The sequence below is a fragment of the Vibrio sp. SCSIO 43137 genome (assembly GCF_028201475.1).
Classification (GTDB): domain Bacteria; phylum Pseudomonadota; class Gammaproteobacteria; order Enterobacterales; family Vibrionaceae; genus Vibrio.
Genome location: NZ_CP116383.1, coordinates 3,173,127 through 3,196,574, shown reverse-complemented (window position 1 = coordinate 3,196,574; position 23,448 = coordinate 3,173,127). Strand labels below are relative to the sequence as shown.

19 protein-coding genes, 3 tRNA genes and 3 rRNA genes are annotated in these 23,448 nt (G+C 47.5%); 7 read left to right on the top strand and 18 right to left on the bottom strand.

The genetic code is table 11. From position 1 onward, the window contains the following. The first annotated feature begins 32 nt into the window (after positions 1-32). Complete coding sequence (gene murI / locus PK654_RS15015; RefSeq protein WP_271696749.1) at positions 33-872, top strand: glutamate racemase; 840 nt, start codon at positions 33-35, stop codon at positions 870-872. On the opposite strand, the gene PK654_RS15010 is transcribed toward murI, so the two are convergent. Then, the gene (locus tag PK654_RS15010; RefSeq protein ID WP_271696748.1) at positions 841-1,287 is read right to left on the bottom strand and encodes an RNA recognition motif domain-containing protein; all 447 of its coding nucleotides are present in this window, start codon (positions 1,285-1,287) and stop codon (positions 841-843) included. The genes murI and PK654_RS15010 overlap by 32 nt on opposite strands. A 548-nt stretch (positions 1,288-1,835) precedes the next feature. Between PK654_RS15010 and PK654_RS15005 the strand changes: the two genes are divergently transcribed. From PK654_RS15005 to PK654_RS14980, 6 genes are all read left to right on the top strand, one after another. After that, positions 1,836-3,387, top strand: a 16S ribosomal RNA gene (locus tag PK654_RS15005). A gap of 63 nt (positions 3,388-3,450) precedes the next feature. Further along, positions 3,451-3,527, top strand: a tRNA-Ile gene (locus PK654_RS15000). Between the two features lie 101 nt (positions 3,528-3,628). Beyond that, positions 3,629-3,704 (top strand) — tRNA-Ala (locus PK654_RS14995). Between the two features lie 320 nt (positions 3,705-4,024). Then, positions 4,025-6,913: ribosomal RNA gene (locus tag PK654_RS14990) — 23S ribosomal RNA — on the top strand. Positions 6,914-7,041: 128 nt separating this feature from the next. Next, positions 7,042-7,157: ribosomal RNA gene (gene rrf, locus PK654_RS14985) — 5S ribosomal RNA — on the top strand. The 16S, 23S and 5S rRNA genes sit together here with 3 tRNA genes alongside, the layout of an rRNA operon. Positions 7,158-7,186: 29 nt before the next feature. After that, a tRNA-Asp gene (locus PK654_RS14980) sits at positions 7,187-7,263 on the top strand. A 156-nt stretch (positions 7,264-7,419) separates the two neighbouring features. Here the strand turns inward: PK654_RS14980 and PK654_RS14975 are convergent. The 17 genes from PK654_RS14975 to PK654_RS14895 all read right to left on the bottom strand — a co-directional run bounded on the left by PK654_RS14975 (position 7,420) and on the right by PK654_RS14895 (position 23,425). Beyond that, complete coding sequence (locus PK654_RS14975) at positions 7,420-7,572, bottom strand: hypothetical protein (RefSeq protein ID WP_271696747.1); 153 nt, start codon at positions 7,570-7,572, stop codon at positions 7,420-7,422. Between the two features lie 27 nt (positions 7,573-7,599). Next, positions 7,600-9,867, bottom strand: coding sequence for a carbamoyltransferase HypF (hypF, locus tag PK654_RS14970; RefSeq protein WP_271696746.1), 2,268 nt, complete (start codon positions 9,865-9,867; stop codon positions 7,600-7,602). Then, entirely contained in the window at positions 9,868-10,881 is a 1,014-nt protein-coding gene (gene hypE / locus PK654_RS14965; protein WP_271696745.1) for a hydrogenase expression/formation protein HypE, read from the bottom strand. Continuing rightward, positions 10,881-12,011: a hydrogenase formation protein HypD gene (hypD, locus tag PK654_RS14960; protein WP_271696744.1), complete on the bottom strand. Its 1,131-nt coding sequence runs from the start codon at positions 12,009-12,011 to the stop codon at positions 10,881-10,883. Before hypD ends, hypE begins: the two co-directional genes overlap by 1 nt. 2 nt (positions 12,012-12,013) lie before the next feature. Then, positions 12,014-12,295 (bottom strand): HypC/HybG/HupF family hydrogenase formation chaperone, encoded by a 282-nt coding sequence (gene hypC, locus PK654_RS14955; protein ID WP_271696743.1) that lies wholly within the window; start codon positions 12,293-12,295, stop codon positions 12,014-12,016. Between the two features lie 2 nt (positions 12,296-12,297). Then, entirely contained in the window at positions 12,298-13,302 is a 1,005-nt protein-coding gene (gene hypB, locus PK654_RS14950) for a hydrogenase nickel incorporation protein HypB (RefSeq protein WP_271696742.1), read from the bottom strand. Continuing rightward, the gene (hypA, locus tag PK654_RS14945; protein WP_271696741.1) at positions 13,302-13,643 is read right to left on the bottom strand and encodes a hydrogenase maturation nickel metallochaperone HypA; all 342 of its coding nucleotides are present in this window, start codon (positions 13,641-13,643) and stop codon (positions 13,302-13,304) included. Before hypA ends, hypB begins: the two co-directional genes overlap by 1 nt. Beyond that, complete coding sequence (locus PK654_RS14940) at positions 13,636-14,682, bottom strand: hypothetical protein (RefSeq protein WP_271696740.1); 1,047 nt, start codon at positions 14,680-14,682, stop codon at positions 13,636-13,638. The genes hypA and PK654_RS14940 overlap by 8 nt, the downstream gene beginning before the upstream one ends. Positions 14,683-14,687: 5 nt before the next feature. Next, entirely contained in the window at positions 14,688-15,170 is a 483-nt protein-coding gene (gene hybE / locus PK654_RS14935) for a [NiFe]-hydrogenase assembly chaperone HybE (RefSeq protein ID WP_271696739.1), read from the bottom strand. Further along, a complete protein-coding gene (locus tag PK654_RS14930) occupies positions 15,148-15,405 on the bottom strand; it encodes a HypC/HybG/HupF family hydrogenase formation chaperone (protein WP_271696737.1) in 258 nt (85 codons plus the stop codon). The genes hybE and PK654_RS14930 overlap by 23 nt, the downstream gene beginning before the upstream one ends. Then, entirely contained in the window at positions 15,396-15,890 is a 495-nt protein-coding gene (locus PK654_RS14925; protein WP_271696736.1) for a HyaD/HybD family hydrogenase maturation endopeptidase, read from the bottom strand. Before PK654_RS14925 ends, PK654_RS14930 begins: the two co-directional genes overlap by 10 nt. An 87-nt stretch (positions 15,891-15,977) precedes the next feature. Then, entirely contained in the window at positions 15,978-17,678 is a 1,701-nt protein-coding gene (gene hybC / locus PK654_RS14920) for a hydrogenase 2 large subunit (RefSeq protein ID WP_271696735.1), read from the bottom strand. A 33-nt stretch (positions 17,679-17,711) separates the two neighbouring features. Continuing rightward, positions 17,712-18,878 carry a Ni/Fe-hydrogenase cytochrome b subunit gene (gene hybB, locus PK654_RS14915; RefSeq protein WP_271696734.1) on the bottom strand — a complete coding sequence of 389 codons (1,167 nt, stop codon included), beginning with the start codon at positions 18,876-18,878 and terminating at the stop codon, positions 17,712-17,714. After that, a complete protein-coding gene (gene hybA / locus PK654_RS14910; RefSeq protein WP_271696733.1) occupies positions 18,871-19,881 on the bottom strand; it encodes a hydrogenase 2 operon protein HybA in 1,011 nt (336 codons plus the stop codon). Before hybA ends, hybB begins: the two co-directional genes overlap by 8 nt. Continuing rightward, positions 19,878-21,014, bottom strand: coding sequence for a hydrogenase 2 small subunit (hybO, locus tag PK654_RS14905; RefSeq protein WP_271696732.1), 1,137 nt, complete (start codon positions 21,012-21,014; stop codon positions 19,878-19,880). Before hybO ends, hybA begins: the two co-directional genes overlap by 4 nt. Before the next feature lie 539 nt (positions 21,015-21,553). Beyond that, positions 21,554-22,894, bottom strand: a complete 1,341-nt coding sequence (pssA, locus tag PK654_RS14900; RefSeq protein WP_271696731.1) for a CDP-diacylglycerol--serine O-phosphatidyltransferase — start codon at positions 22,892-22,894, stop codon at positions 21,554-21,556. Positions 22,895-22,999: 105 nt separating this feature from the next. Continuing rightward, positions 23,000-23,425, bottom strand: a complete 426-nt coding sequence (locus tag PK654_RS14895) for a GNAT family N-acetyltransferase (protein ID WP_271696730.1) — start codon at positions 23,423-23,425, stop codon at positions 23,000-23,002. Positions 23,426-23,448: the final 23 nt, after the last annotated feature.

Sequence of the window (23,448 nt, the reverse complement as noted above, 5' to 3'; positions counted from 1 at the left end):
ATCTGCGGTTCTCTCTGACAGGATAAACCGCCGTGTTAAGTAATACCCAACAGCCAAGCGTTCTTTTCTTTGACTCCGGAGTCGGTGGCTTATCTGTATATCAGCAAACCAAAGCACTTCTGCCCGACTTTAACTATATCTACCTGTTTGATAATCAGGGCTATCCTTACGGAGAACTTGAACCTGAAGTACTAATCCGGCGCGCTGAAAGACTTATCCTGCATATAGTAAACAAACACTCTATCAATCTGGTGGTGGTAGCCTGTAATACCGCCAGCACTATTGTGTTACCGGCGTTGCGTCGTAGCTTATATATTCCTGTTGTTGGCGTTGTTCCTGCTATTAAACCAGCAGCAGCAATTGCCAAGAGAGCGATAGGGTTGATTGCCACTCCCGGTACTGTTCAACGCGAGTATACTCATCAGTTAATTGAACAATTCTCAGCAGGTATACCGCTTGAGTTAATTGGTTCTACTGAGATGGTAAATATGGCGGAAAATAAGCTTAGAGGGGAAAAAGTAGATCTTAAGAAGCTTGGGCAGATATTAAAGCCTCTAAAAAATAAAGTAGATGTAGCGGTTCTTGGCTGCACTCATTTTCCATTGATTAAAGAAGAAATATCTCAGGTGTTAGGAGAAGAGGTGGCTTTAGTAGATTCAGGCTGTGCAATTGCCCGGAGAGTTAATAGCTTACTGTCGGATAAAGCTGTTTTAACGCCGCAATATACTCAGGGTATAAAAGGTACTCAGAATATAAAAGGCGCTCAGAAGATATATGCCAGTGCAGCTCCCGTTAAAGAAGCTGCACTAAATAGTAGTTTAATAAAATTTGGTTTTGAACCTATTGAGACGCTTCCGAATCTGGATGCTTAGGATCATTAGCAATACGAACTTTTAAAGTACGTTGCATATAATCTTGTTCGTTTAGGGCAGAGATTGCTTTCTGAGCATCACTGCTTGCCATAACGACAAATCCAAACCCTCTTCTTTTACCTGTACGTTTATCTTTCATAAGACGAACGGCAAATACTTCACCATGTTCAGAAAATAGCTGGCGAACATTGGCTTCATTTGCTTTATAAGGAAGGTTTCCGACATAAAGAGTTTTAGTAGAAGGCTTGCCTTTTGTTGTTGCAGAAGAAGTGGAAGCAGAAAGATTAATAACAACAACTGCGGCAAATAAACCGATAATAAAAGAGACAGCTGGGGAAATGGCGACCTGAGAAAAAACAGCAGCGCCTAACACAGCAAGAGCAATAATTAGAAAAATAGATTTTTTAGAGTTCATAAATGAATACAGCATTTAGTGAGTTAATTGGATTTAGCGACTAATTAAATTCGCTTTTTGAATCTTACGTTTAACCCTGTTTAATTTCCAACCTATTGGTGTGACGCCCTTCAAATGTTGATATTTTATTCAATAATCCCTTATTTGCTGGCTTTTTCAGCAGTTGGGAAAATAAATTAAAAAAAGGGCTTGCCAGCAAAAAAAAGCTCCCTATAATGCGCCACACCAACACGGGGTGAGACAACAATCACACAACGTGAAAGGTAACTGAGAAAAGAGTTTGAAAAAGCACTTGACTCAAAAAATCGGAAGCGTAGAATACGCATCCCTAACTGCTCGGGTTCAGATAAGAACTTATCAGTTAGAAGCTCTTTAACAATTTAAACCTATCAATCTGTGTGGGCACTCGTTGATGATAATCAAATTAGAAACTTCGGTTTCAATTCGGTTTCAATGATACGAAGTGACCAACGAGTCGAAAGACTCAGCACAGTCAATTCAAACATTACTTATGTAATGTTCAGTATTCATTGAGCCAACAAAAACTTAAATTGAAGAGTTTGATCATGGCTCAGATTGAACGCTGGCGGCAGGCCTAACACATGCAAGTCGAGCGGAAACGGCAACATTGACTCTTCGGATGATTTGTTGGACGTCGAGCGGCGGACGGGTGAGTAATGCTTAGGAATTTGCCCAGTCGAGGGGGATAACTATTGGAAACGATAGCTAATACCGCATACGCCCTACGGGGGAAAAGAGGGGACCTTCGGGCCTTCTGCGATTGGATAAGCCTAAGTGAGATTAGCTAGTTGGTGAGGTAATGGCTCACCAAGGCGACGATCTCTAGCTGGTCTGAGAGGATGATCAGCCACACTGGAACTGAGACACGGTCCAGACTCCTACGGGAGGCAGCAGTGGGGAATATTGCACAATGGGCGCAAGCCTGATGCAGCCATGCCGCGTGTGTGAAGAAGGCCTTCGGGTTGTAAAGCACTTTCAGCAGTGAGGAAGGTGGTAGTGTTAATAGCACTATCATTTGACGTTAGCTGCAGAAGAAGCACCGGCTAACTCCGTGCCAGCAGCCGCGGTAATACGGAGGGTGCGAGCGTTAATCGGAATTACTGGGCGTAAAGCGCATGCAGGTGGTTTGTTAAGTCAGATGTGAAAGCCCTGGGCTCAACCCGGGAAGGTCATTTGAAACTGGCAAGCTAGAGTACTGTAGAGGGGGGTAGAATTTCAGGTGTAGCGGTGAAATGCGTAGAGATCTGAAGGAATACCGGTGGCGAAGGCGGCCCCCTGGACAGATACTGACACTCAGATGCGAAAGCGTGGGGAGCAAACAGGATTAGATACCCTGGTAGTCCACGCCGTAAACGATGTCTACTTGGAGGTTGTTCCCTTGAGGAGTGGCTTTCGGAGCTAACGCGTTAAGTAGACCGCCTGGGGAGTACGGTCGCAAGATTAAAACTCAAATGAATTGACGGGGGCCCGCACAAGCGGTGGAGCATGTGGTTTAATTCGATGCAACGCGAAGAACCTTACCTACTCTTGACATCCAGAGAATTTTCCAGAGATGGATTAGTGCCTTCGGGAACTCTGAGACAGGTGCTGCATGGCTGTCGTCAGCTCGTGTTGTGAAATGTTGGGTTAAGTCCCGCAACGAGCGCAACCCTTATCCTTGATTGCCAGCACTTCGGGTGGGAACTTCAGGGAGACTGCCGGTGATAAACCGGAGGAAGGTGGGGACGACGTCAAGTCATCATGGCCCTTACGAGTAGGGCTACACACGTGCTACAATGGCGTATACAGAGGGCGGCGAACTCGCGAGAGTAAGCGAATCCCAAAAAGTGCGTCGTAGTCCGGATTGGAGTCTGCAACTCGACTCCATGAAGTCGGAATCGCTAGTAATCGTGGATCAGAATGCCACGGTGAATACGTTCCCGGGCCTTGTACACACCGCCCGTCACACCATGGGAGTGGGCTGCAAAAGAAGTAGGTAGTTTAACCTTCGGGGGGACGCTTACCACTTTGTGGTTCATGACTGGGGTGAAGTCGTAACAAGGTAGCCCTAGGGGAACCTGGGGCTGGATCACCTCCTTAACGATAGATTGTGCATTGATGAGTGTTCACACAGATTGATTAGGTTTAGAAAAGTAAAGATATGGGTCTGTAGCTCAGGTGGTTAGAGCGTTCGCCTGATAAGCGAGAGGTCGGTGGTTCAAGTCCACTCAGACCCACCAAATCTTCTGATAACGGCGTTAGATTGCTCGTCGTGTACTTAAGTACACGTCCTTACAATCTGCCTTGTTCTCAAACGATTTAAAAGTTACACCATACTGATGGGGCTATAGCTCAGCTGGGAGAGCGCCTGCCTTGCACGCAGGAGGTCAGCAGTTCGATCCTGCTTAGCTCCACCATCTTTAAGTGTTTTCTCTTTGAGAATATTTAAAAATGGTTTCGATACTTCTTTGTAAGTAAAGAATCTTTGCTCTTTAACAATTTGGAAAGCTGACAGATAACAATTTGATTGATTGTTATCTAATTAAAAGTTCTCAAATCCTAAGTCTTTTTTAGATTTAGGTACCAACACACATTCAAGTGTTCTTGGAAGCAACATTACTGAGTAATGATGCTTATATTTGAGTCCGGCAAAATCGAAATGTCTCTCGCTCATTCAAATAATGAGAGACACAAACCTTGGTTGTTTGCCATACATAGAAACCTCTTGGGGTTGTATGGTTAAGTGACTAAGCGTACACGGTGGATGCCTTGGCAGTCAGAGGCGATGAAGGACGTATTAACTTGCGATAAGCGTAGATTAGGCAGTAAAAGCCACTTGAGTCTACGATTTCCGAATGGGGAAACCCAACTGCATAAGCAGTTACTGTTAACTGAATACATAGGTTAACAGGGTAAACCCGGGGAACTGAAACATCTAAGTACCCGGAGGAGTAGAAATCAACCGAGATTCCGAAAGTAGCGGCGAGCGAAATTGGATTAGCCCTTAAGCTTTTAATGATGCAGGTGAATGGTCTGGAAAGTCCAGCGATACAGGGTGATAGCCCCGTAACCGACACGTCATTATTAGTGAAATCGAGTAAGGCGGGACACGTGATATCCTGTCTGAATATGGGGGGACCATCCTCCAAGGCTAAATACTACTGACTGACCGATAGTGAACCAGTACCGTGAGGGAAAGGCGAAAAGAACCCCTGTGAGGGGAGTGAAATAGAACCTGAAACCGTGTACGTACAAGCAGTAGGAGCACCTTCGTGGTGTGACTGCGTACCTTTTGTATAATGGGTCAGCGACTTATATTTAGTAGCAAGGTTAACCGATTAGGGGAGCCGTAGGGAAACCGAGTCTTAACTGGGCGTCGAGTTGCTAGGTATAGACCCGAAACCAGGTGATCTAGCCATGGGCAGGTTGAAGGTTGAGTAACATCAACTGGAGGACCGAACCGACTAATGTTGAAAAATTAGCGGATGACTTGTGGCTAGGGGTGAAAGGCCAATCAAACCTGGAGATAGCTGGTTCTCCCCGAAAGCTATTTAGGTAGCGCCTCGGACGAATACTACTGGGGGTAGAGCACTGTTAAGGCTAGGGGGTCATCCCGACTTACCAACCCTTTGCAAACTCCGAATACCAGTAAGTACTATCCGGGAGACACACGGCGGGTGCTAACGTCCGTCGTGGAGAGGGAAACAACCCAGACCGCCAGCTAAGGTCCCAAAGTATAGCTAAGTGGGAAACGATGTGGGAAGGCTCAGACAGCCAGGATGTTGGCTTAGAAGCAGCCATCATTTAAAGAAAGCGTAATAGCTCACTGGTCGAGTCGGCCTGCGCGGAAGATGTAACGGGGCTAAGCTATACACCGAAGCTGCGGCAATATCTTTTAGATATTGGGTAGGGGAGCGTTCTGTAAGCCGTTGAAGGTGAACTGTAAGGTTTGCTGGAGGTATCAGAAGTGCGAATGCTGACATGAGTAACGATAAAGGGGGTGAAAAACCCCCTCGCCGGAAGACCAAGGGTTCCTGTCCAACGTTAATCGGGGCAGGGTAAGTCGACCCCTAAGGCGAGGCCGAAAGGCGTAGTCGATGGGAAACGGGTTAATATTCCCGTACTTCTTACAATTGCGATGGGGGGACGGAGAAGGCTAGGTGGGCCTGGCGACGGTTGTCCAGGTTCAAGTGCGTAGGCTGATTTCTTAGGTAAATCCGGGAAATCTTAAGGCCGAGACACGATGTCGAGCGCCCAAGGGCGTGAAGTCATTGATGCCATGCTTCCAGGAAAAGCCTCTAAGCTTCAGATTGTAAGGAATCGTACCCCAAACCGACACAGGTGGTCGGGTAGAGAATACCAAGGCGCTTGAGAGAACTCGGGTGAAGGAACTAGGCAAAATGGTACCGTAACTTCGGGAGAAGGTACGCTTCTGACGGTGAAGTCCCTTGCGGATGGAGCTATCGGAAGTCGCAGATACCAGGTGGCTGCAACTGTTTATTAAAAACACAGCACTGTGCAAAATCGTAAGATGACGTATACGGTGTGACGCCTGCCCGGTGCCGGAAGGTTAATTGATGGGGTTAGACTTAGGTCGAAGCTCTTGATCGAAGCCCCGGTAAACGGCGGCCGTAACTATAACGGTCCTAAGGTAGCGAAATTCCTTGTCGGGTAAGTTCCGACCTGCACGAATGGCGTAATGATGGCCACGCTGTCTCCACCCGAGACTCAGTGAAATTGAAATCGCTGTGAAGATGCAGTGTACCCGCGGCTAGACGGAAAGACCCCGTGAACCTTTACTACAGCTTGGCACTGAACATTGAGCCTACATGTGTAGGATAGGTGGGAGGCTTTGAAACTGTGTCGCCAGATACAGTGGAGCCATCCTTGAAATACCACCCTTGTATGTTTGATGTTCTAACTTAGCCCCGTTATCCGGGGTGAGGACAGTGCCTGGTGGGTAGTTTGACTGGGGCGGTCTCCTCCCAAAGAGTAACGGAGGAGCACGAAGGTGGGCTAAACACGGTTGGACATCGTGTGGTTAGTGCAATGGCATAAGCCCGCTTGACTGCGAGAATGACAATTCGAGCAGGTGCGAAAGCAGGTCATAGTGATCCGGTGGTTCTGAATGGAAGGGCCATCGCTCAACGGATAAAAGGTACTCCGGGGATAACAGGCTGATACCGCCCAAGAGTTCATATCGACGGCGGTGTTTGGCACCTCGATGTCGGCTCATCACATCCTGGGGCTGAAGTCGGTCCCAAGGGTATGGCTGTTCGCCATTTAAAGTGGTACGCGAGCTGGGTTTAGAACGTCGTGAGACAGTTCGGTCCCTATCTGCCGTGGGCGTTGGAGAATTGAAAGGGGCTGCTCCTAGTACGAGAGGACCGGAGTGGACGAACCTCTGGTGTTCGGGTTGTGTCGCCAGACGCATTGCCCGGTAGCTAAGTTCGGAATCGATAACCGCTGAAAGCATCTAAGCGGGAAGCGAGCCTTGAGATGAGTTCTCCCTGATACTTTAAGTATCCTAAAGGGTTGTCGTAGACTACGACGTTGATAGGCAGGGTGTGTAAGCGTTGTGAGGCGTTGAGCTAACCTGTACTAATTGCCCGTGAGGCTTAACCATACAACACCCAAGGGGTTTTGTTTTGGACTCAAATAGAACATTGAATGTGTAAATAAGACTTTTAAACAGCTTTCCGATTTGTTGGTTTTCACTTTTTTAGAAAAAGTGAAATCAAAAACAGAATTTTGCTTGGCGACCATAGCGTTGTGGACCCACCTGATTCCATGCCGAACTCAGAAGTGAAACGCAATAGCGCCGATGGTAGTGTGGGGCTTCCCCATGTGAGAGTAGGACATCGCCAGGCTTTTAAATTTGTCTAACCAGACACGCAGCGGAGCGGTAGTTCAGTTGGTTAGAATACCGGCCTGTCACGCCGGGGGTCGCGGGTTCGAGTCCCGTCCGCTCCGCCACTTATCCTAAGCCTTAGCAGAAATGCTGAGGCTTTTTTGCGTTTAGGTATAGCGTTTCAACTGTCATAGTTTGCTTTGAAAACCTCTGCTTATTGCTTAATTACAAAAAAGCCCTCAATAAAGAGGGCTTTAAGCGTATTGTCAAAGCTGTATTAGTTACTTGTTTTTCCACACATAGTAAGCGCCGATAGCGGCTGCCAGCAGCATCAGGCCGCCGGTTAGCTCTTCCGGGTGGGTATGAGCAGAACCCGGGTGTGCCATAGCAAGACCGGGTGCAAGGATAAGAGCTGTTGTTAGTAATTTCTTCATATTATTTTCCTTAGAATAGGGATTACTTTAGTTATTTTGTTTCTGCATAACAGCGATAGCGAGCTGGCCTAGCGCCAGACCACCATCTCCGCAGGAATACTTCTGATGTTGAAGTATTGTGATTGAGTCAGCCAGTTTTTGCTTAACTAGCCGGGTTAATAAGGTGTTGTGAAATACCCCTCCTGTCAGTACAAGGTGGTCTGTTTGATATTCTTGTTGTGCGTTTAATACCAACTTTGCGAGTGCATCAGCCAGAGCATCATGGAACAAGTAGGCTTTTTCTGCTTCAGAACCCGCTACATTCAGCCATTGGCTCCAGAATGAGGCCATATCCAGTTGATAGCCTTCTAAAGCGATATCTAACGGTTCAGTCGGTAGATTAATGCAGCTTGCAGCTAACGCTTCAAGCCGGCAGGCAGCCTGACCTTCATACTCAACCCTTTCACTGCAAATACCGAGAGAAGCGGCTACAGCATCAAACAGGCGGCCGGCAGAACGAACTTTATGGCAGTTAAGTTGCTTCTCTGTTGCTGTTGCAAGTAACTTAACGGCTTTGCCCGGCATTAGCTGTTCCAGCTGACCGATGGACAGATCCTGTCTGAACTGGTTGAGGTGAGAAAATAGCGAGCGCCATGGCTGTTTGGCAGCCTCATCACCACCAGTGAGTGTGATGGCAGGTAGGCCACCCAAAACCTGATAGCTCTGGTAATCGGCGAGTAGTAGCTCACCGCCCCAGAATTCGCCGTCATCACCCAGCCCCAACCCGTCTAGCGCCAGTGCTAATACCTTGCCTTGTGCGGGTGACCAGTTATTTTCCACCAGACAACTTGCCACATGAGCATGATGATGCTGGATATAGACTGGTGAATCACACTGAGACGCAGCGTACTGGTGACTGAAATAGCCGGGATGCTTATCAGCGATATGATGAGCGAATTCAAGCTGATACACTGATCTGAAGTGTTCGATGGTACTACGGTACTGCTGCTGAGTCTCCATATTGGCAAGGTCACCCAGATACTGACTAACGATCAATTGATTGCCCCTGCCGACCGCAAAAGCATTCTTTAGATCACCCCCATAAGCAATAAAGCCATCGGCATCGGGAAACCCTTCAGGCAGGTTTAATGCGTCGGGAACCAAGCCGCGGGAACGTCGCAGAGTCTCTGTCTGGCCGTTGCTATCAAGCCGGATAAGGGAATCATCACAGCGTTGAACAATCTCTCTGTTATGCAGCACAAATAGATCGGCAATCTCCTGCAAATCTGATAAAGCCTGCTTATTGCTCAGGGCAGGAGGTAGTCCGGAGCCATTACCTGAGGTCATCACAACCGGTTTAGCGAAATAGGTTGATATCAGATGCTGAACCGGATTCGAAGGCAGCATAATACCGAGTTCATTTAAGTCAGGTGCAACATTGTCTGCCAGCAGAGCGTTCTGTTTTTTCTTTAGCAGGGTAATCGGTGCTACCCGGCTTTCCAGCATCTCTTGTTCGTTGTCAGAGCAGTCAGCGATCTCACGGACACACTCTATATCTGTAGCCATAACAGCTAAAGGTTTATGCTGCCTCCGCTTTCGATCTCTTAGTTTAGCAACAGCTATAGGGTTGGTTGCGTCACAGGCAAGGTGAAACCCGCCTACGGATTTGATAGCGACTATCTTACCCTGGCTAAGGGCTTCCGTTAGCTGACTTAACCACTCTCCTTCTACTTTCTGACCCCGGTTGTCCGTAAGCCAGACAGAAGGTCCGCAAACATGGCAGGCAACAGGTTGGGCGTGATAGCGTCTGTTGGCCGGGTTTTTATACTCATCTTTACAGGTCGCGCATAACGGGAAATCCTTCATTACCGTTTTAGGTCTGTCATAGGGCAGAGCCTTAATGATGGTAAATCTTGGCCCGCAGTGGGTACAGTTGTTAAACGGGTAAAGGTACCTATGATCTTTTTGCTGATAGACCTCTTGCAGACACTCGGGACAGGTAGCCGCATCCGGGACGATCTGAGTGTCCACCGAGGTTTGCTGCGACTCAACAATGGTAAAGCCGGCGGGAACTTGCTGCCAGTTAAACGGGCTGCTTTGCTGAGACTCAATTTGAGCAAGGGGTGGCAGCTCATCAGCTAAACGTTGCTGAAATATTGGCGCTTTATCGCTGTCCGCTAAACGAACCAGGACACCCTGACCGTCATTGAGTACTTCTCCGTTCAGGTTCATATCGTGGGCAAGTTGCCAGACAAAAGGACGAAAGCCGACTCCTTGAACCTTACCTTTGATTCGAATCTCCACCCCGTTGGTCATTTAGCAAATCCTCGGCATAGGTTCCGTTGAAGGTAGGTCAAGCCACCTGCTGCCGCCAAAGGCATTTTTCAAAGTAACCTGCTTGCTGTTATTAACCCGACCAATTACGGTTGCCGCTTTACCACCGGACAGTGCTCTTAGTGAGTTGATAGCAGCTTTAGTATCGTGCTCAGAAACCACCGCAATTAACTTACCTTCATTGGCAAAGTTGATGGCTTCCAGCCCGAGCAACTCGCAGACTCCCCTTACTTCCTGAGTGATAGGCAGGCTATCTTCATTCAGTTCAAATCCACAACCGGATGATGAAGCAAACTCGTGCAGTACGGCATTGACACCACCGCGGGTTGCGTCTCTTAAGGCACGGACACCTACAATTGGAAGAAGAGCCTCAACAAGTGGGTAGAGGTGCTGGCAGTCACTTGTTAGCAGGCCATCAAGGCCCAGCCCTTCTCTCAGGTTAAGTATGGTGGCTCCGTGGTCGCCAATGGTTCCGGAAACAATAATGTTATCACCGGGCTGAATCGTGTCTGCTGCCCACTGAACACCGTCAGGGATAACGCCTATACCGCTTGTGTTGATAAACAGTTTGTCAGCAGCGCCTTTAGGAACAACCTTGGTGTCACCGGTAACAATTTTAATACCGGCTTCACTGGCGGCTTTCGCCATAGACGCAACAATAGATTCAAGCTCTGAGAAAAGTAATCCTTCTTCCAGAATAAAGGCACTGGAAAGATATAAAGGTTTCGCTCCGCTCATAGCAACATCATTGGCAGTGCCGTATACGGCCAGCTTTCCGATATCGCCGCCGGGAAACACGATAGGGTCTATAACAAATGAATCGGTTGAATAGGCCAGTTGCTTTCCTGATGCCAGCATAGGCTCAAGGGGAAGACGAGCTTGATCTTCCTGTTTACAAAGGGTTTCATTGGAAAACTGTTTCATAAACAGTTGATCAATCAGCTGTTGCATGGCTTTGCCGCCACTACCGTGTGCCAGTGTTATTCTGTCCTGCATTATGCTGACTCCTCAGTCGCGATTGGATCGCGTCGATAGTTATAATAGGCGGCGCAGGCACCTTCAGAAGAGACCATAAGTGCACCAATGGCGGTTTCTGGTGTGCATTGCTTACCAAACAGAGGGCAGTCAATAGGTTTACAACGGCCCGCCAATACTTCACCACAACGGCTTCCTTCCGGATCAAGAGCGGTATGCGCCTGCGGTTTAAAGTGTCTTTCTGCATCGAAATCGAGGTATTGCTGAGAGAGCTTAATACCGGAGCCTTCTATCATGCCGAGGCCGCGCCACTCACTGGCATCTTTGATTTCGAACACCTCTTCCATGGCACTAAGGGCATTGGTATTGCCTTGATCGACAACCACTCTTGAGTATTGGTTTTCAATCTCGCAGCGTTTGTCTCTTAACTGTTTCACCAGCATCAGCAATGCCTGAAGCATATCCAATGGTTCAAAACCGGTAACTACACACGACTTACCAAATTGATCAACTAATGGCTGATAAGGCTTAGTACCGATGATCATTGAAAGGTGACCGGGAAGTAAAAAACCATCAATGCGTACGTCATCCTGATTTAGCAGTGCCATCAGGGTGGGCATCAGGGTAATGTGCTGGCAGAACAACTTAAAGTTAGTAATACCCTGATTCTTAGCTTGTTGTAGCGTCATTGCGGTTGCCGGCATGGTGGTCTCAAAACCTAAGCCAAAAAAGACCACCTGTTTATCCGGGTTCTTTTGTGCAAGTAGCAGGGCATCCATCGGGGAATACACCATGCGGACATCACAGCCTCTTGCCCTTGCATCAAAAAGGGAGCCATTAGTGCCCGGAACCCGCATTGCATCACCAAAGGTACAAAGTATGGTATCGGGTTGTTCGGCTATGGCGACACACTGATCCAGACGGGATTTAGGCAACACGCAGACAGGGCAGCCCGGGCCGTGAACAAACTCAATTGAGTCCGGCAGCAACTGTAAGATGCCATATTTAAATAGTGTATGAGTATGGCCTCCGCAGACTTCCATAATCTGCAAAGGTTTCATCTCTTCGGGCATCTGCTCAACAACATCTTTGATGTTGGCAATGATCGACTTAGCTAACTCCGGATCACGGAACTCATCAACAAAATCCATGGTTATTCTCCTATCTGCTGACGCTGACTAAAGTCGTCAATTTCATGATCTAAGGCTCGCATGGCTTCAAGAGCGGCTAAGGTCTCTTTCGCCTGCTGTTCATCAATAATGCACATAGCAAAACCAACATGAACCAGTGCCCACTTGCCAACGAGTGCTTCGGGGGTGCTTTCTACAACACAGGCAAGGTTTACTTCGCGTTTGATGCCGCTGACCTCTACGTTACCCAACATAGATTCAGCATCGGTTATTTCAATAATCTTTCCGGGGATTCCTAAACACATAGCTATCGGTTCTCCAGCCAGTCGAGCCAGTCCTGCATTCCTTCACCCGTCGTGGCGGAAACCAGCATAGGTGTAATGTCAGGGTTCACCCGCTTGGCGTTTTCAATGCAGGCATCAAGGTCGAAGTTCAGATGAGGCAAAAGGTCGACTTTGTTGATAAGCATAAGATCGGCATCAGCAAAGATATCAGGATACTTAAGAGGCTTATCTTCCCCTTCAGTTACTGACAGAATCGCTACCTTATGACTTTCACCCAGATCAAAGGCAGCAGGACAAACAAGGTTACCGACATTCTCGATAAACAGGGTGGTTTGTTTTTCTGGTGCAAGGTGGGCAATAGCCTCAGAGACCATCTGCGCATCAAGGTGACAGCCTTTGCCGGTATTAATCTGGATGGCTTTAGCGCCTGTCTGACGGATTCGGTCTGCATCGTTAGTGGTTTGCTGATCGCCCTCGATAACGGCGCAGCGGTTATGATCCAGTTTCTTTAGTGTCTCTGTCAGAAGGGTTGTTTTACCTGAGCCCGGGCTGGAAACCAGATTTAAGGCACGGATTTCACGACTCTCCAGGAACTGGCGGTTTTTCTCTGCAATAGCGTCATTTTTGGCCAGAATATCTTGTTCAATTTTGACCATGCGACTCTGTGTCATTCCGGGGGCGTGTGAATGAGCCGCTCCTTTACCGAAGTGCAGATCTTGCCCTTGCAGTTCAGGTCTGAAATTCTCCTCATGCTCATGCTCATGCTCATGCTCATGCTCATGCTCATGCTCATGCTCATGCTCATGATGGTGACCATGGGAGTGATGACTATGGCCATGTGTGTGGTTTGCTTCGGCGCCAATATGATAGTGAATATGAACTGGTTCGTGATAGTGATGATGATGAACAACCTGAGCACTACTTACCGGGTGATCATGATGATGGTGGTGGTCATGATCATGATGATCGTGGTGATGAGCACCTTCGATAGTGACATTTCCGGCTGCACAGCCGCATGTAGTACACATTAGTAAACCTCCAGTTCTTTAATTTGCATCTCTTCGCCCCCTTTTGCCTGAATACTTAAACTATTGCATTCGGGGCAGGGATCTAATCGGTCTGAGATACTGACTTCTTTGCTGCAATCGAAACACCAGGCTTTACCGGCAAGTTGATTGATCACCAGCTTGGCTGAGTCAGCAAGGGTTCCGCGACACACAACTTCGAAACAAAACATCATGGAATCTACTTCGATTCCGGAAAAGGCTCCGATATCTAAGTAAACGGTTTTCACTTTCGAGTAGTTCTGTGCTTTTGCTTGTTCTTCAATGACCTGAACCAGACTTTCGCACAATGACATTTCATGCATGGTTCAACTCTCCTTTAGTTGATTGCTTATCAACAATATTAAATTCTACGCATGGGTCGATAGCCCAGATGAGTAACCTCGCCCGGACAAGGTCGGGCAGTGACTGACGGATAAGTGATTGCTGCACCAGTCCGTTTTCGGTGAAATATCTGTCTGTAGGCGCATCAATCTGATAGTGAGTAATTACTCCCTGATCAGAAAGAGATACCTTGTGAGTAACGTCTCCTCTGGACGCTTTTGCTGTTCCTGTTACAGCGGACAGGGTCAGCTCAGGTTTTTGGCAAATCAGGGCTATCTCAAGTAACCTTGCCAGCGTTCTGCTGGCTATGCTGCCCCCCCACTGTTCAATAGCTTGTTGCAGCAGCGGATGATTCTGTTGCCGGTAGATGGAATCGCTCTCACCACTGATATCCCAGCCGGAAAATGCACCAAATTCCCTCATTTCAGGTTTAAGTAGTACACGCATTAGTTTTGGGTAGGGCGCGTTCTTTTCAGACCAGCTCAGCAGCTCCTCCATGGAAAGTTGTGTGAACTGCTGACCATCTAAAGCAAACAGGCTGCTGAATAACTGCCGGATAGGATCCCAGTCCATTTCGTCGTAGCTTGGCTGAGGACCAAGGGTAACAGGAACAAGTTTTTTTATTTCTCCCAGCAGATGACGGCTCAGCCCGATACTCTGCGGCATGGCATAGTCCTGACCAAACAGCTCTCTTTCCATCTGCCAGAGCTGCCAGCTATGTTCTTTCAGCCACTCCAATGCACAACCTGTGGCAATACGTTTAGTATGCTGCTCTGTTATCTCTGAGCCTTCGACGGCAGAAAGGGCACTAAAGGCGGCAGCCTGCTGCGCCTGAGAGCAGAGCATAAACAGGGTAGGAATACGTTGCAGAGCCTGTTCCGCCGATAAACCGGTAAGCAGTGAACCAATATCTTTTGGTCTTAGGTTAGTGATGGTGCATTCGCTAATCCGTGACTGCTGATCAGTGCTGATGCAAATATCGATATGTCCGGCGGATAGCGCGTTGGCTTGCTTCTGCATAAGGGTTAACTCATGGGCTCGCTTTTAAGCAGCTTACCAAATAGCGCCCGGCGGGACTGATCTTCCACATGTGGCTCAGTGGTCGGAATGGCGGTAACTAACCGACGGATATCCTCTGCCAATTTAAGGCCTGCTTCCTGTGTCTGAATGTCGCCGACAGGTGAACGCAGAGAGCAGGAGAGATAGGTTCCCAACTGTTCATGTTCACCGACAAAGAAAGTATAGCTGCCGGAAGGAAGCTTCAGACCTAACCGGTCGCCAACCTTAAGTGGCTGCCACTCTCTGCCCGGGCCGGCAAGCAGCAATAAATTCATGGTCCATGGCGTAAGTAGCACGCCCAGCCAGTCGCCTTCATACAGTTCAAAACCGATGGTTTTTACGGAAAGATTAGGATTAACAAACTGAAGATCTGTCATCTCATTTTTATGGATCTCCGAGAATACTTTCTCGATAATATCGGCCGGGTTACTGGTAAAGTTCTGTGGCACGCTCAATATCCCCTTCTTCCAACGCTTTTATCAGCTCAATTGCTTTGAGTGCTTCCTGCTTATCCAGTTTTTCTACGGCAAAGCCGCCAACCTGAATTAGCAGGTAATCGTCTATCTGTACTTCGCTTTCCATCATCATCAGGCTGACAGTCTGTTCACCGTTTTTGGACTCTACAACGGCGCTTAGTTTATCGTCACTCAGGCTGATAACTCTGGATGGAACCCCTATACACATGCGGTTGGTTCTCTTTTTGTTAGTTCCACACCAATGGACTGCAGGTGGTTTATTACCTGATTTTTTACTGTAGGAATGGTTCTGGATACGGTTTCAGTCATCTCCAGCCCCGGCTCCACCGATTCAGGAATGATACCGACCAGAAAGATATTTTGCGGTGACTCTTCAGTCAGTTTTAGTGCTCCGAGAAGATCTGACAGGCCTAACTGGTGGGGTGAAACTTTGTTGTTGAATAAAGCTGGGACTTCATCGTCTTTCAGAATAACCACGGTGCCCGGCTCATCGCCTGTCAGAACAGCATCGATAATGATCATATGCTCACGACCGGCAATATAGTCCAGCAGTTCCATACCTGCTGTCCCGCCGTCGACCACTTCAACACCTTCAGGGAAGATATACTCTTGCTCGAGCTCCCTGATTACATGCACGCCTATGGATTCATCACTTAGCAGAAGGTTTCCGACACCTAAAACAAGAATATTCAATGGATTGCCTCACTTACGACTTGAACTGGAGTTTGAGGAAAAGTGGCAGCGACTTGTCGCCGCCACTTTGAGTTGCAGATGCTGCTGTTAAAGCACTTTGACTTTAGTAATCCCTTTGCCACGCGTATCAACAATATGCACAGCACAAGACATACAAGGGTCAAATGAGTGAATGGTGCGGATAACCTCCAGCGGGTTTTCAGGATCATCCACCGGTGTACCTATCAGTGAGTGCTCATATGGCCCCAGCTCATCATTGCTGTTTCGCGGACCAGAGTTCCATGTTGAAGGTACTACTGCCTGATAGTTTTCGATCTTACCGTCGTTGATAACGATCCAGTGAGAAAGAAGACCACGTGGCGCCTCATGGAAACCAACCCCTTTCACTACGCCATACGGGAAAATAGGCTTCACAAAGGTGGTGGTATCACCAGCTGCAATATTGTCGATCAGTGCCTGCCATTCAGTCTTAAGGACATCTTTAAGAACGGCACAGCGAACTGCACGTGTGGCGTGACGACCCAGAGTAGAGTGCAGGTGCTTAATCTCAGGTTTAATATTGGTCAGCTTTTCAAAGGTATTTAACACGTGGTTCAGGTGTTTGGTTGTCGCTTCATCACCGGATGCAACAGCACACAATACTTGTGCCAGCGGGCCTACCTGAACCGCTTTGCCGTAGAAGGTTGGGGATTTCACCCATGAGTACTTACCATCATCTTCAAATCCGGTGTAGTCAGGGTTTGTTTTACCTTCCCATGGGTGGAAAGGACCTTCTTCTTTGTACCATGAGTGCTTACTACTCTCAGCCACACCATCAATCAGATACTGATCTTTATGGCCGGTAATTGGTTTGAAGGTAGAAAGATCGCCGTTTTCAATGTAACCACCCGGCATCAGGAAGCTGCCGCCTTTACCGTCCGTTGGCAGATCCGGTACGGCAAGGTAGTTAGTGACACCTGCGCCGATAGAAAGCCACTCAGGGTAGTGAGCCGCAACGATGGCCACATCCAGTTTGTATACCTGCTCTACAAACTCATCCAGTTGATCAATAAAGGATTTAATGTACATCAGGCGTTCATGGTTCAGCACACCCGGAGCATCAAGGTTAATCGGGTTGGCCACACCACCTACCGCAAGGTTCTGGATATGAGGTGTCTTACCGCCCAGAATGGCTACGATACGGTTGGCGTTTCTCTGATACTCAAGTGCCTGCAAATAGTGCGCAACGGCAATCAGGTTAACTTCAGGAGAGAGCTTCATCTCTTTATGTCCCCAGTAACCGTTGGCAAAAATACCAAGCTGGCCGCTGTCGACAAGCCCTTGCAGTTTGTCTTTTACCTTCTGGAACTCAGCTGCTGAGTTCAGAGACCATGTAGACAATGGTGCACAGATCTCTTCACACTTCACCGGGTCAGCAGAAAGTGCCGATACGACATCTACCCAATCCAGAGCAGAGAGTTGATAGAAGTGCACGACGTTATCGTGAATACCGTGTGCTGCTACGATCATATTACGAATATGCTGAGCATTAACCGGTATATCCAGATCTAGAGCACTCTCTACCGAACGTACAGAAGCAATAGCGTGAACCGTAGTACAAACCCCACAGATACGTTGAGTGAATACCCATGCATCACGTGGATCCTGCTCTTTCAGAATTTCTTCCATACCACGCCACATGGTGCCTGATGACCATGCGTTTGTGACTTTGCCATCTTCAATTTCGCAATCGATACGCAAGTGGCCTTCGATGCGGGTAATCGGATCAATAGTAATACGTTGACTCATTGTGATATCCCTTAATTATTGTTTTTATGCCACTTAGGCTTTATGTATTCGGTTGGTGGTTGCCACACCCGGAAGTACAGGTAGTAGCTTGATAATGACGATATAACCAACCACTTCGATGGCAACTAAGCCAAAGGAGAGCAGAATCTCTTCTACTGACGGGAAGTATTGATAACCATCGCCCGGGTTGTAAGCAACAATCGCCAGGTCAATACGGTACATTGCAGCACCAATAAGCAGGCTGGTCGCGGCGGCAAACAGCATAACCGCACTCTTATGTACCCGTTTGATGACCAGAATCGGCCATAGCAACAGAAGGTTTTCCAGCCAGAACAGGATTGAGTAGATATCTCCGGCGAAAACGTACTCCCATTTATCGCTCAGGTTGATGGAGTGGAATCTCACCACAATAAACATACCTACCAGAATCTGAACAAAGGAGATAAGTTTGTTGAACAGCGGACGTTCATCCGGCATACGGCCTTTCATACCGGCTGCTACCAGACCACCCTCAAATACCACGATGGAGAAGCCCATAATTAAGGCGCCCAGTAGTGAGAACAGAGGCAGCAGTTCATAGCTCTGCCACAGCGGGTGAATCTTATGTCCAGCCGACAGGAACAGAGAACCCATAGATGACTGGTGCATTGCCGGTAACAGCGCACCCAGTGCAATAACACCAAACAGTATCTTGTTCAGAACCTTCAATGGAATGTGAAGCCCCATTTTTTCCAGCAGTGCAGGTGCAAATTCAACAACCAGTACAAACATATAGATGGTCATACAGAGTGCCGTTTCAAACAGCACCGAGTTGGTATTGAAATAGCCCGGAATGTAGAAGTAAGGCAGGTTCCACCAGCGGCCGATATCCATAAGGATAGACAGGCCACCTAAGGCATAACCGAACAAACTGGCCAGTAATGCCGGACGGACAAGAGGGTGATATTCCCCTTTGTTAAAGATATACACCGCCCAGGCAAGCGCCCAGCCGCCGCAGGCAAAACCGGTACCGACCAACAGGTCAAAACCGATCCAGATACCCCACGGATAACCACCGTTCAGGTTAGTAACCGGCCCCAGACCTAACAGCAGTCGTTTACCGATAACAACAACACAAACCAGTGCAAAGAATCCGAAGAAGATAACCGGCCATGTGAATAGTCGGCCGCCGAGCGGTTTTACATCGCTATGATCATTCATGATCCTTCTCCTTGTTCTTATCAACAGCACTGTTTTCATCGTCGCCGTTGTGCTCGTTGTACATATGCTTACGGGTGGCGTACATGAGGCCCATAAAGGCCGCAAACGGCAGCATCATTCCCTGATAAAGAGTGTGCTGTACCGTTTCAGAGCGGGCACCATAAGATTTCTCCGGCATATCCGGCAGATCGAGCTTGTCGTGTTGAATACCTGTCAGGACAAGAACTTGTGTACCGCCGCCTTCTGTTTCCCCGTAAACACTCGGGTAGTAATCAGGAATGGCTTTTACGTGTTCCAGTCCGGCATCCAGACGTTCACGAGGGTATTTATACTCTTCACCTTGTTTCAGGGTCAGGCGTTTTTTCGCTTCTGCCAGAAGTTCATCGCGTTTGCCGTAAATAACGGCTCCGGTAGGACAAACTTCGACACATCCCGGCAGCAAACCGTTATCAATACGCTCAACCCCTTTCTGGTTACACAATTGACATTTCTGTAGCTGTCCGAACGGGTCATGATATTCATATTTAGGAATGTTGTATGGGCAGGCAACCATGCAATAGCGGCAACCGGTACAGATATCAGGATCATTAGTGACAATGCCAGTCACCGGATCTTTCTGCATGGCAGAAACCGGGCAGACAGAGACGCAGTTAGGATCTACACAGTGCATGCACTGACGCTTGATGTAGGAGAAGCCGTTAAACTCCACGTCCTTCTCTGTGCCTTCTCCGCTTGAGTATTTGCGGATAACATTCAGGGCGTAAGGAGACAAATGGCTGTTTTGTTCCCACTGAGGGTCGCCATTCGGGTTTGGTTCCATGTTGTTTACGTCTTTGCACTTCACAACACAAGCCTGACAGCCAATGCAAAGTGTGGCGTCGTACAGCATTCCGACAGCCTCGGCAGGGGGAAGAAGCGGTTCCCGGGCAGCAGATGGGTTACTGGTTGTTGCAATAACCGCCCCTGTTGCTGATAGCTTCAAAAAGTCACGGCGATCCATCATGCCTCCTTGTTAGTGTCGGCAGCGGTTTCCTTACTTTTCTCTTTGTTCTGTCGGGTGAGTTCTCGAACCGTCATTACACTGACACCTGCGGCCAGACCAGCTATACCACCCAGTAGGGCAGAGGCACCCGGTGAAGCAGATTCACCAACCTGAGTACCAACTTCCGGTAACTGGGCTGGTGGCGTCGGCAGACGGACATTGGATAACTGATGAATGCTCTTAGTGAAACCAACATTCTCTTCGTTACAGCCAATACAAGGGTGGCCGATACCGACAGGCCAGATACCACCACCAACATCGCAGAACTCAAGAGTAGGGCAGTTTCCGTAGGTCTCCGGACCTTTACAGCCCAGTTTATACAGGCACCAGCCTTCTCTGTGGCCTTCGTCACCGAACTCAACGGCAAAACGTCCGGCATCAAAGTGTGGCCGGCGTTCACAGTTCTCGTGGATCAAGCGGCCATAGGCAAACTTAGGACGTCCTTTGTCGTCCAGAGCCGGTAGCTTGTTATAGGTGAGAAGATGGGCAACCGTCGCAAGGAAGTTATGCGGGTTAGGCGGACAACCGGGAATATTGACAATGGTTTTACCCGGCAGAATATCTTGCAGAGAACGGGCGTCTGTCGGGTTTACCCCAACAGAAGGAACACCACCCCATGCTGCGCAAGAACCAATGGCAATAATGGCTGCGGCATGTTCAGCGGCTTCCTGAATATGTTCAAGAATTGGTTTTCCGGCAACCATACAGTAGATACCGCCATCTTTTACCGGGATGGAGCCATCGACAACCAGTACGTATTTGCCTTTGTATTTTTCAATCGCGTGATGTTTGTTTTCTTCGACTTTATGTCCTGCCGCAGCAGACAATACTTCGTGATACTCAAGAGAGATCATGTCTAAAATGAGGTTTTCTACCGTAGGGTGAGTAGAGCGAAGTAAAGATTCAGTACAGCCGGTGCACTCCTGCGCGCCAATCCAGATGACAGGGGGTCTGGTTTTTTGCGTCAGCGCATCAGCAACGGTTTGACCAGCAGAAGCGTTATGGATTCCCATTGTTGCAGCTAAACCAGTGCAAAATTGCATAAAAGAGCGTCGGGTTATGCCGTTTTTTTCCAGGATATCGTAGCCATCCATATCGGGCCTTCCTTTTAATTATTTATTGTTAACAGACATATCAATTATGAATAGAGGAAAGAGTATATTAGCTCTAACTAAACTAATGACTAATAAAAGTTAACACCTGTCTAACAATTGGGATTGATTTAGATCAATTCGTTAAGATATTAAGAAAACCGTACGGTAAAAATTTGCGCCAAGTTCAACTTTATAATTCGCTGGTAATTTAACCATTATAACCTTTACCCCTTTGTGGGTATTGGACTGTTCATTTTTTTAAATTTATTGCTTAGGCCTTGTTTTATAAGGGTTCTACCACCTATTGATTACTTGGTGGTACTCATAAATGGGTAGTTGGAGTGAGTGATATTGAGAAAAGACTAAATATAAGAAAAAAAGTAAATGGTACTTTTCACATTGTTTCAGAGTCGGGCTAAATAAATGTAATCACATTAACAATGTTGCAACCGCTGCAAGACTGGTTGCAATAAAAGCAAAAAAGCCTTCTCTAAATAAGAAGGCTTTTCATTTACAAAATAGAGGGTTTATTGACGAAATTATAAAATTCGCTGTAATACTTTATCGGCTTTTACCCGGGTGATTTTTCTGAGCAGGCGTTGTACATCGACTGGGTAGGTATCGACTTTATCCAGATGACGATAGCTGCCCACCAATGAAGTATGCTCCAGGATATTTTCCATCTCTTGTTCAAACTTATTTGTCAGATTGCCATTAGGGTCCTGAAGCAGAAGGGCATTTTCAAGATCCAGACTCCATGCTCTCGGGTTCAGATTGTTTCCGGTTAGTAGCATGTACTTTTTATCAATCCACATCCCTTTCAGGTGGTAGCTGTTTTTGTCGTGCTTCCAGAGGTAAAGGGAGAGCTTTCGGCTGGCCATATTGGCTTCATTTGCCTTAGCAAAACGACGCAGATTGAGTTCATACAAGTAAGGCAGACCGGCTATGGTCTTAAACTCTTTTTCCGGCGGAATATAAAAATCATTGGCGGTTTTATCGCCCACAACGATAGAGACTTTAACACCCCGTTTAATGGCTTTCTTCACTTCCTTAGCGACACTCTTCGGGAAGTTAAAATATGGTGTACAGATAAAAATCTCTTCTTTTGCTGAAGCGATTAGCTGGTTAATTTTCTGGTTGAGACGGTTTCTTCTCTTACCTAAGCCAACCAGTGGTGTTAAGGCGATCTGCTGCTCTGAGACTGGCTCATCGACAAATTGGTATTTAGCCTGAGACAGAGAAGAGCGGAACTGGCGTATTGCCTGCTTTAGCTCTTTGGTCTTTGGCTTATCTGTCGTACAGAGGCGATTAACGGCAGGATGAGCCAGCATTTCACTCTGGATAAAGTGCACCATACTGTCGGCCAGATTCTGATTGCAGATAACGTGGTAGCGATCAAAGCGGTATTTATCCTGATAATGCAGATAGATATTGTTCAGGCTTGCTCCGCTATATAACACGGTATTGTCGACAATAAAGCCTTTTAAGTGCAAAACACCAAATACTTCCCGTCCTCTTACCGGCACACCGTACACCGGGATTTTGTGCTGATACTTCTGTGAGAACTCTTTATACAGTGCCGCATTTCCTTCCGATGTCTCTGCGCCGATCAGCCCGCGTTGGGCGCGATGCCAGTCAACGCAGATAGCGATATCCAGCTCTGGGTTACTCTGCTTGGCATTATATAACTCCGTAAGTACTTCTCTGCCGGCATCGTCATCTTCAAGGTAAAGAGCGGCGATATAGATTCGCTGTTTCGCCTGACGTATTTCGTCAATCAGACGAGTACGAAAATCTTTTGCTGAAAGGAGCACTTCAAACTGATCGGATTCAAGTGCAATTGTCGGCATGTTTTTAAAAGGAGTATTAAACGCCATCATATTGAGTTGTTGACCTCGGTAACTTCGGAATAGCCAATGTGAAATTTTATCAAAGTTAATGGTTTTCTGGCTATTAATATAGATATCTTTGCTTCTATATTGTTATTAAATCTCAAATTTCATAGAAATTAGCTTTTTGCCGGCAGAAGTATAGCGGCTAAATAGCTGTCTGAGTGCTGGTGGTAACTCTTCAGCAGGTATGGCCGTAAAACCGTGCTGAGAATAAAATTCTGCCAGATGCTGATAAGCAAAGCAGTAATCTCCCTGCGTAAGCACCTGCTGTTTAGAGTATTGCATCAGAGCGTGCCCTATGCCATGTCCACGGTAGTCCGGAGCTACCAGCATTCCGGTTAAAAGCCTGAACTTATCGACAGGCCTGAATCGTACGACACCACTAAGTTCATTCTGACAGTAGGCAATAAAAATAAGTTCATCTTTTTTGGCTTTCGCCGAAGGATAAAACTGTTTGTATAGCTTCTGCACCAGAGGAAGCTTAATGGGGTCGAGTTGCTGAATATGGATTGGTTTCATTGAAAACTGTGTTTATCTGATCA

What these genes read in the sequence shown, in the direction of transcription:
- hybB (WP_271696734.1), bottom strand. Translation starts at nt 18,878, where the DNA reads ATGAATGATCATAGCGATGTAAAACCGCTCGGCGGCCGACTATTCACA.
- PK654_RS14975 (WP_271696747.1), bottom strand. Translation starts at nt 7,572, where the DNA reads ATGAAGAAATTACTAACAACAGCTCTTATCCTTGCACCCGGTCTTGCT.
- PK654_RS15010 (WP_271696748.1), bottom strand. Translation starts at nt 1,287, where the DNA reads ATGAACTCTAAAAAATCTATTTTTCTAATTATTGCTCTTGCTGTGTTA.
- PK654_RS14895 (WP_271696730.1), bottom strand. Translation starts at nt 23,425, where the DNA reads ATGAAACCAATCCATATTCAGCAACTCGACCCCATTAAGCTTCCTCTG.
- hybO (WP_271696732.1), bottom strand. Translation starts at nt 21,014, where the DNA reads ATGGATGGCTACGATATCCTGGAAAAAAACGGCATAACCCGACGCTCT.
- pssA (WP_271696731.1), bottom strand. Translation starts at nt 22,894, where the DNA reads ATGATGGCGTTTAATACTCCTTTTAAAAACATGCCGACAATTGCACTT.
- hypD (WP_271696744.1), bottom strand. Translation starts at nt 12,011, where the DNA reads ATGGATTTTGTTGATGAGTTCCGTGATCCGGAGTTAGCTAAGTCGATC.
- hypE (WP_271696745.1), bottom strand. Translation starts at nt 10,881, where the DNA reads ATGCAGGACAGAATAACACTGGCACACGGTAGTGGCGGCAAAGCCATG.
- PK654_RS14940 (WP_271696740.1), bottom strand. Translation starts at nt 14,682, where the DNA reads ATGCAGAAGCAAGCCAACGCGCTATCCGCCGGACATATCGATATTTGC.
- hypC (WP_271696743.1), bottom strand. Translation starts at nt 12,295, where the DNA reads ATGTGTTTAGGAATCCCCGGAAAGATTATTGAAATAACCGATGCTGAA.
- hypF (WP_271696746.1), bottom strand. Translation starts at nt 9,867, where the DNA reads ATGACCAACGGGGTGGAGATTCGAATCAAAGGTAAGGTTCAAGGAGTC.
- hypB (WP_271696742.1), bottom strand. Translation starts at nt 13,302, where the DNA reads ATGTGTACTACATGCGGCTGTGCAGCCGGAAATGTCACTATCGAAGGT.
- hypA (WP_271696741.1), bottom strand. Translation starts at nt 13,643, where the DNA reads ATGCATGAAATGTCATTGTGCGAAAGTCTGGTTCAGGTCATTGAAGAA.
- hybA (WP_271696733.1), bottom strand. Translation starts at nt 19,881, where the DNA reads ATGATGGATCGCCGTGACTTTTTGAAGCTATCAGCAACAGGGGCGGTT.
- PK654_RS14930 (WP_271696737.1), bottom strand. Translation starts at nt 15,405, where the DNA reads ATGTGTATAGGGGTTCCATCCAGAGTTATCAGCCTGAGTGACGATAAA.
- hybC (WP_271696735.1), bottom strand. Translation starts at nt 17,678, where the DNA reads ATGAGTCAACGTATTACTATTGATCCGATTACCCGCATCGAAGGCCAC.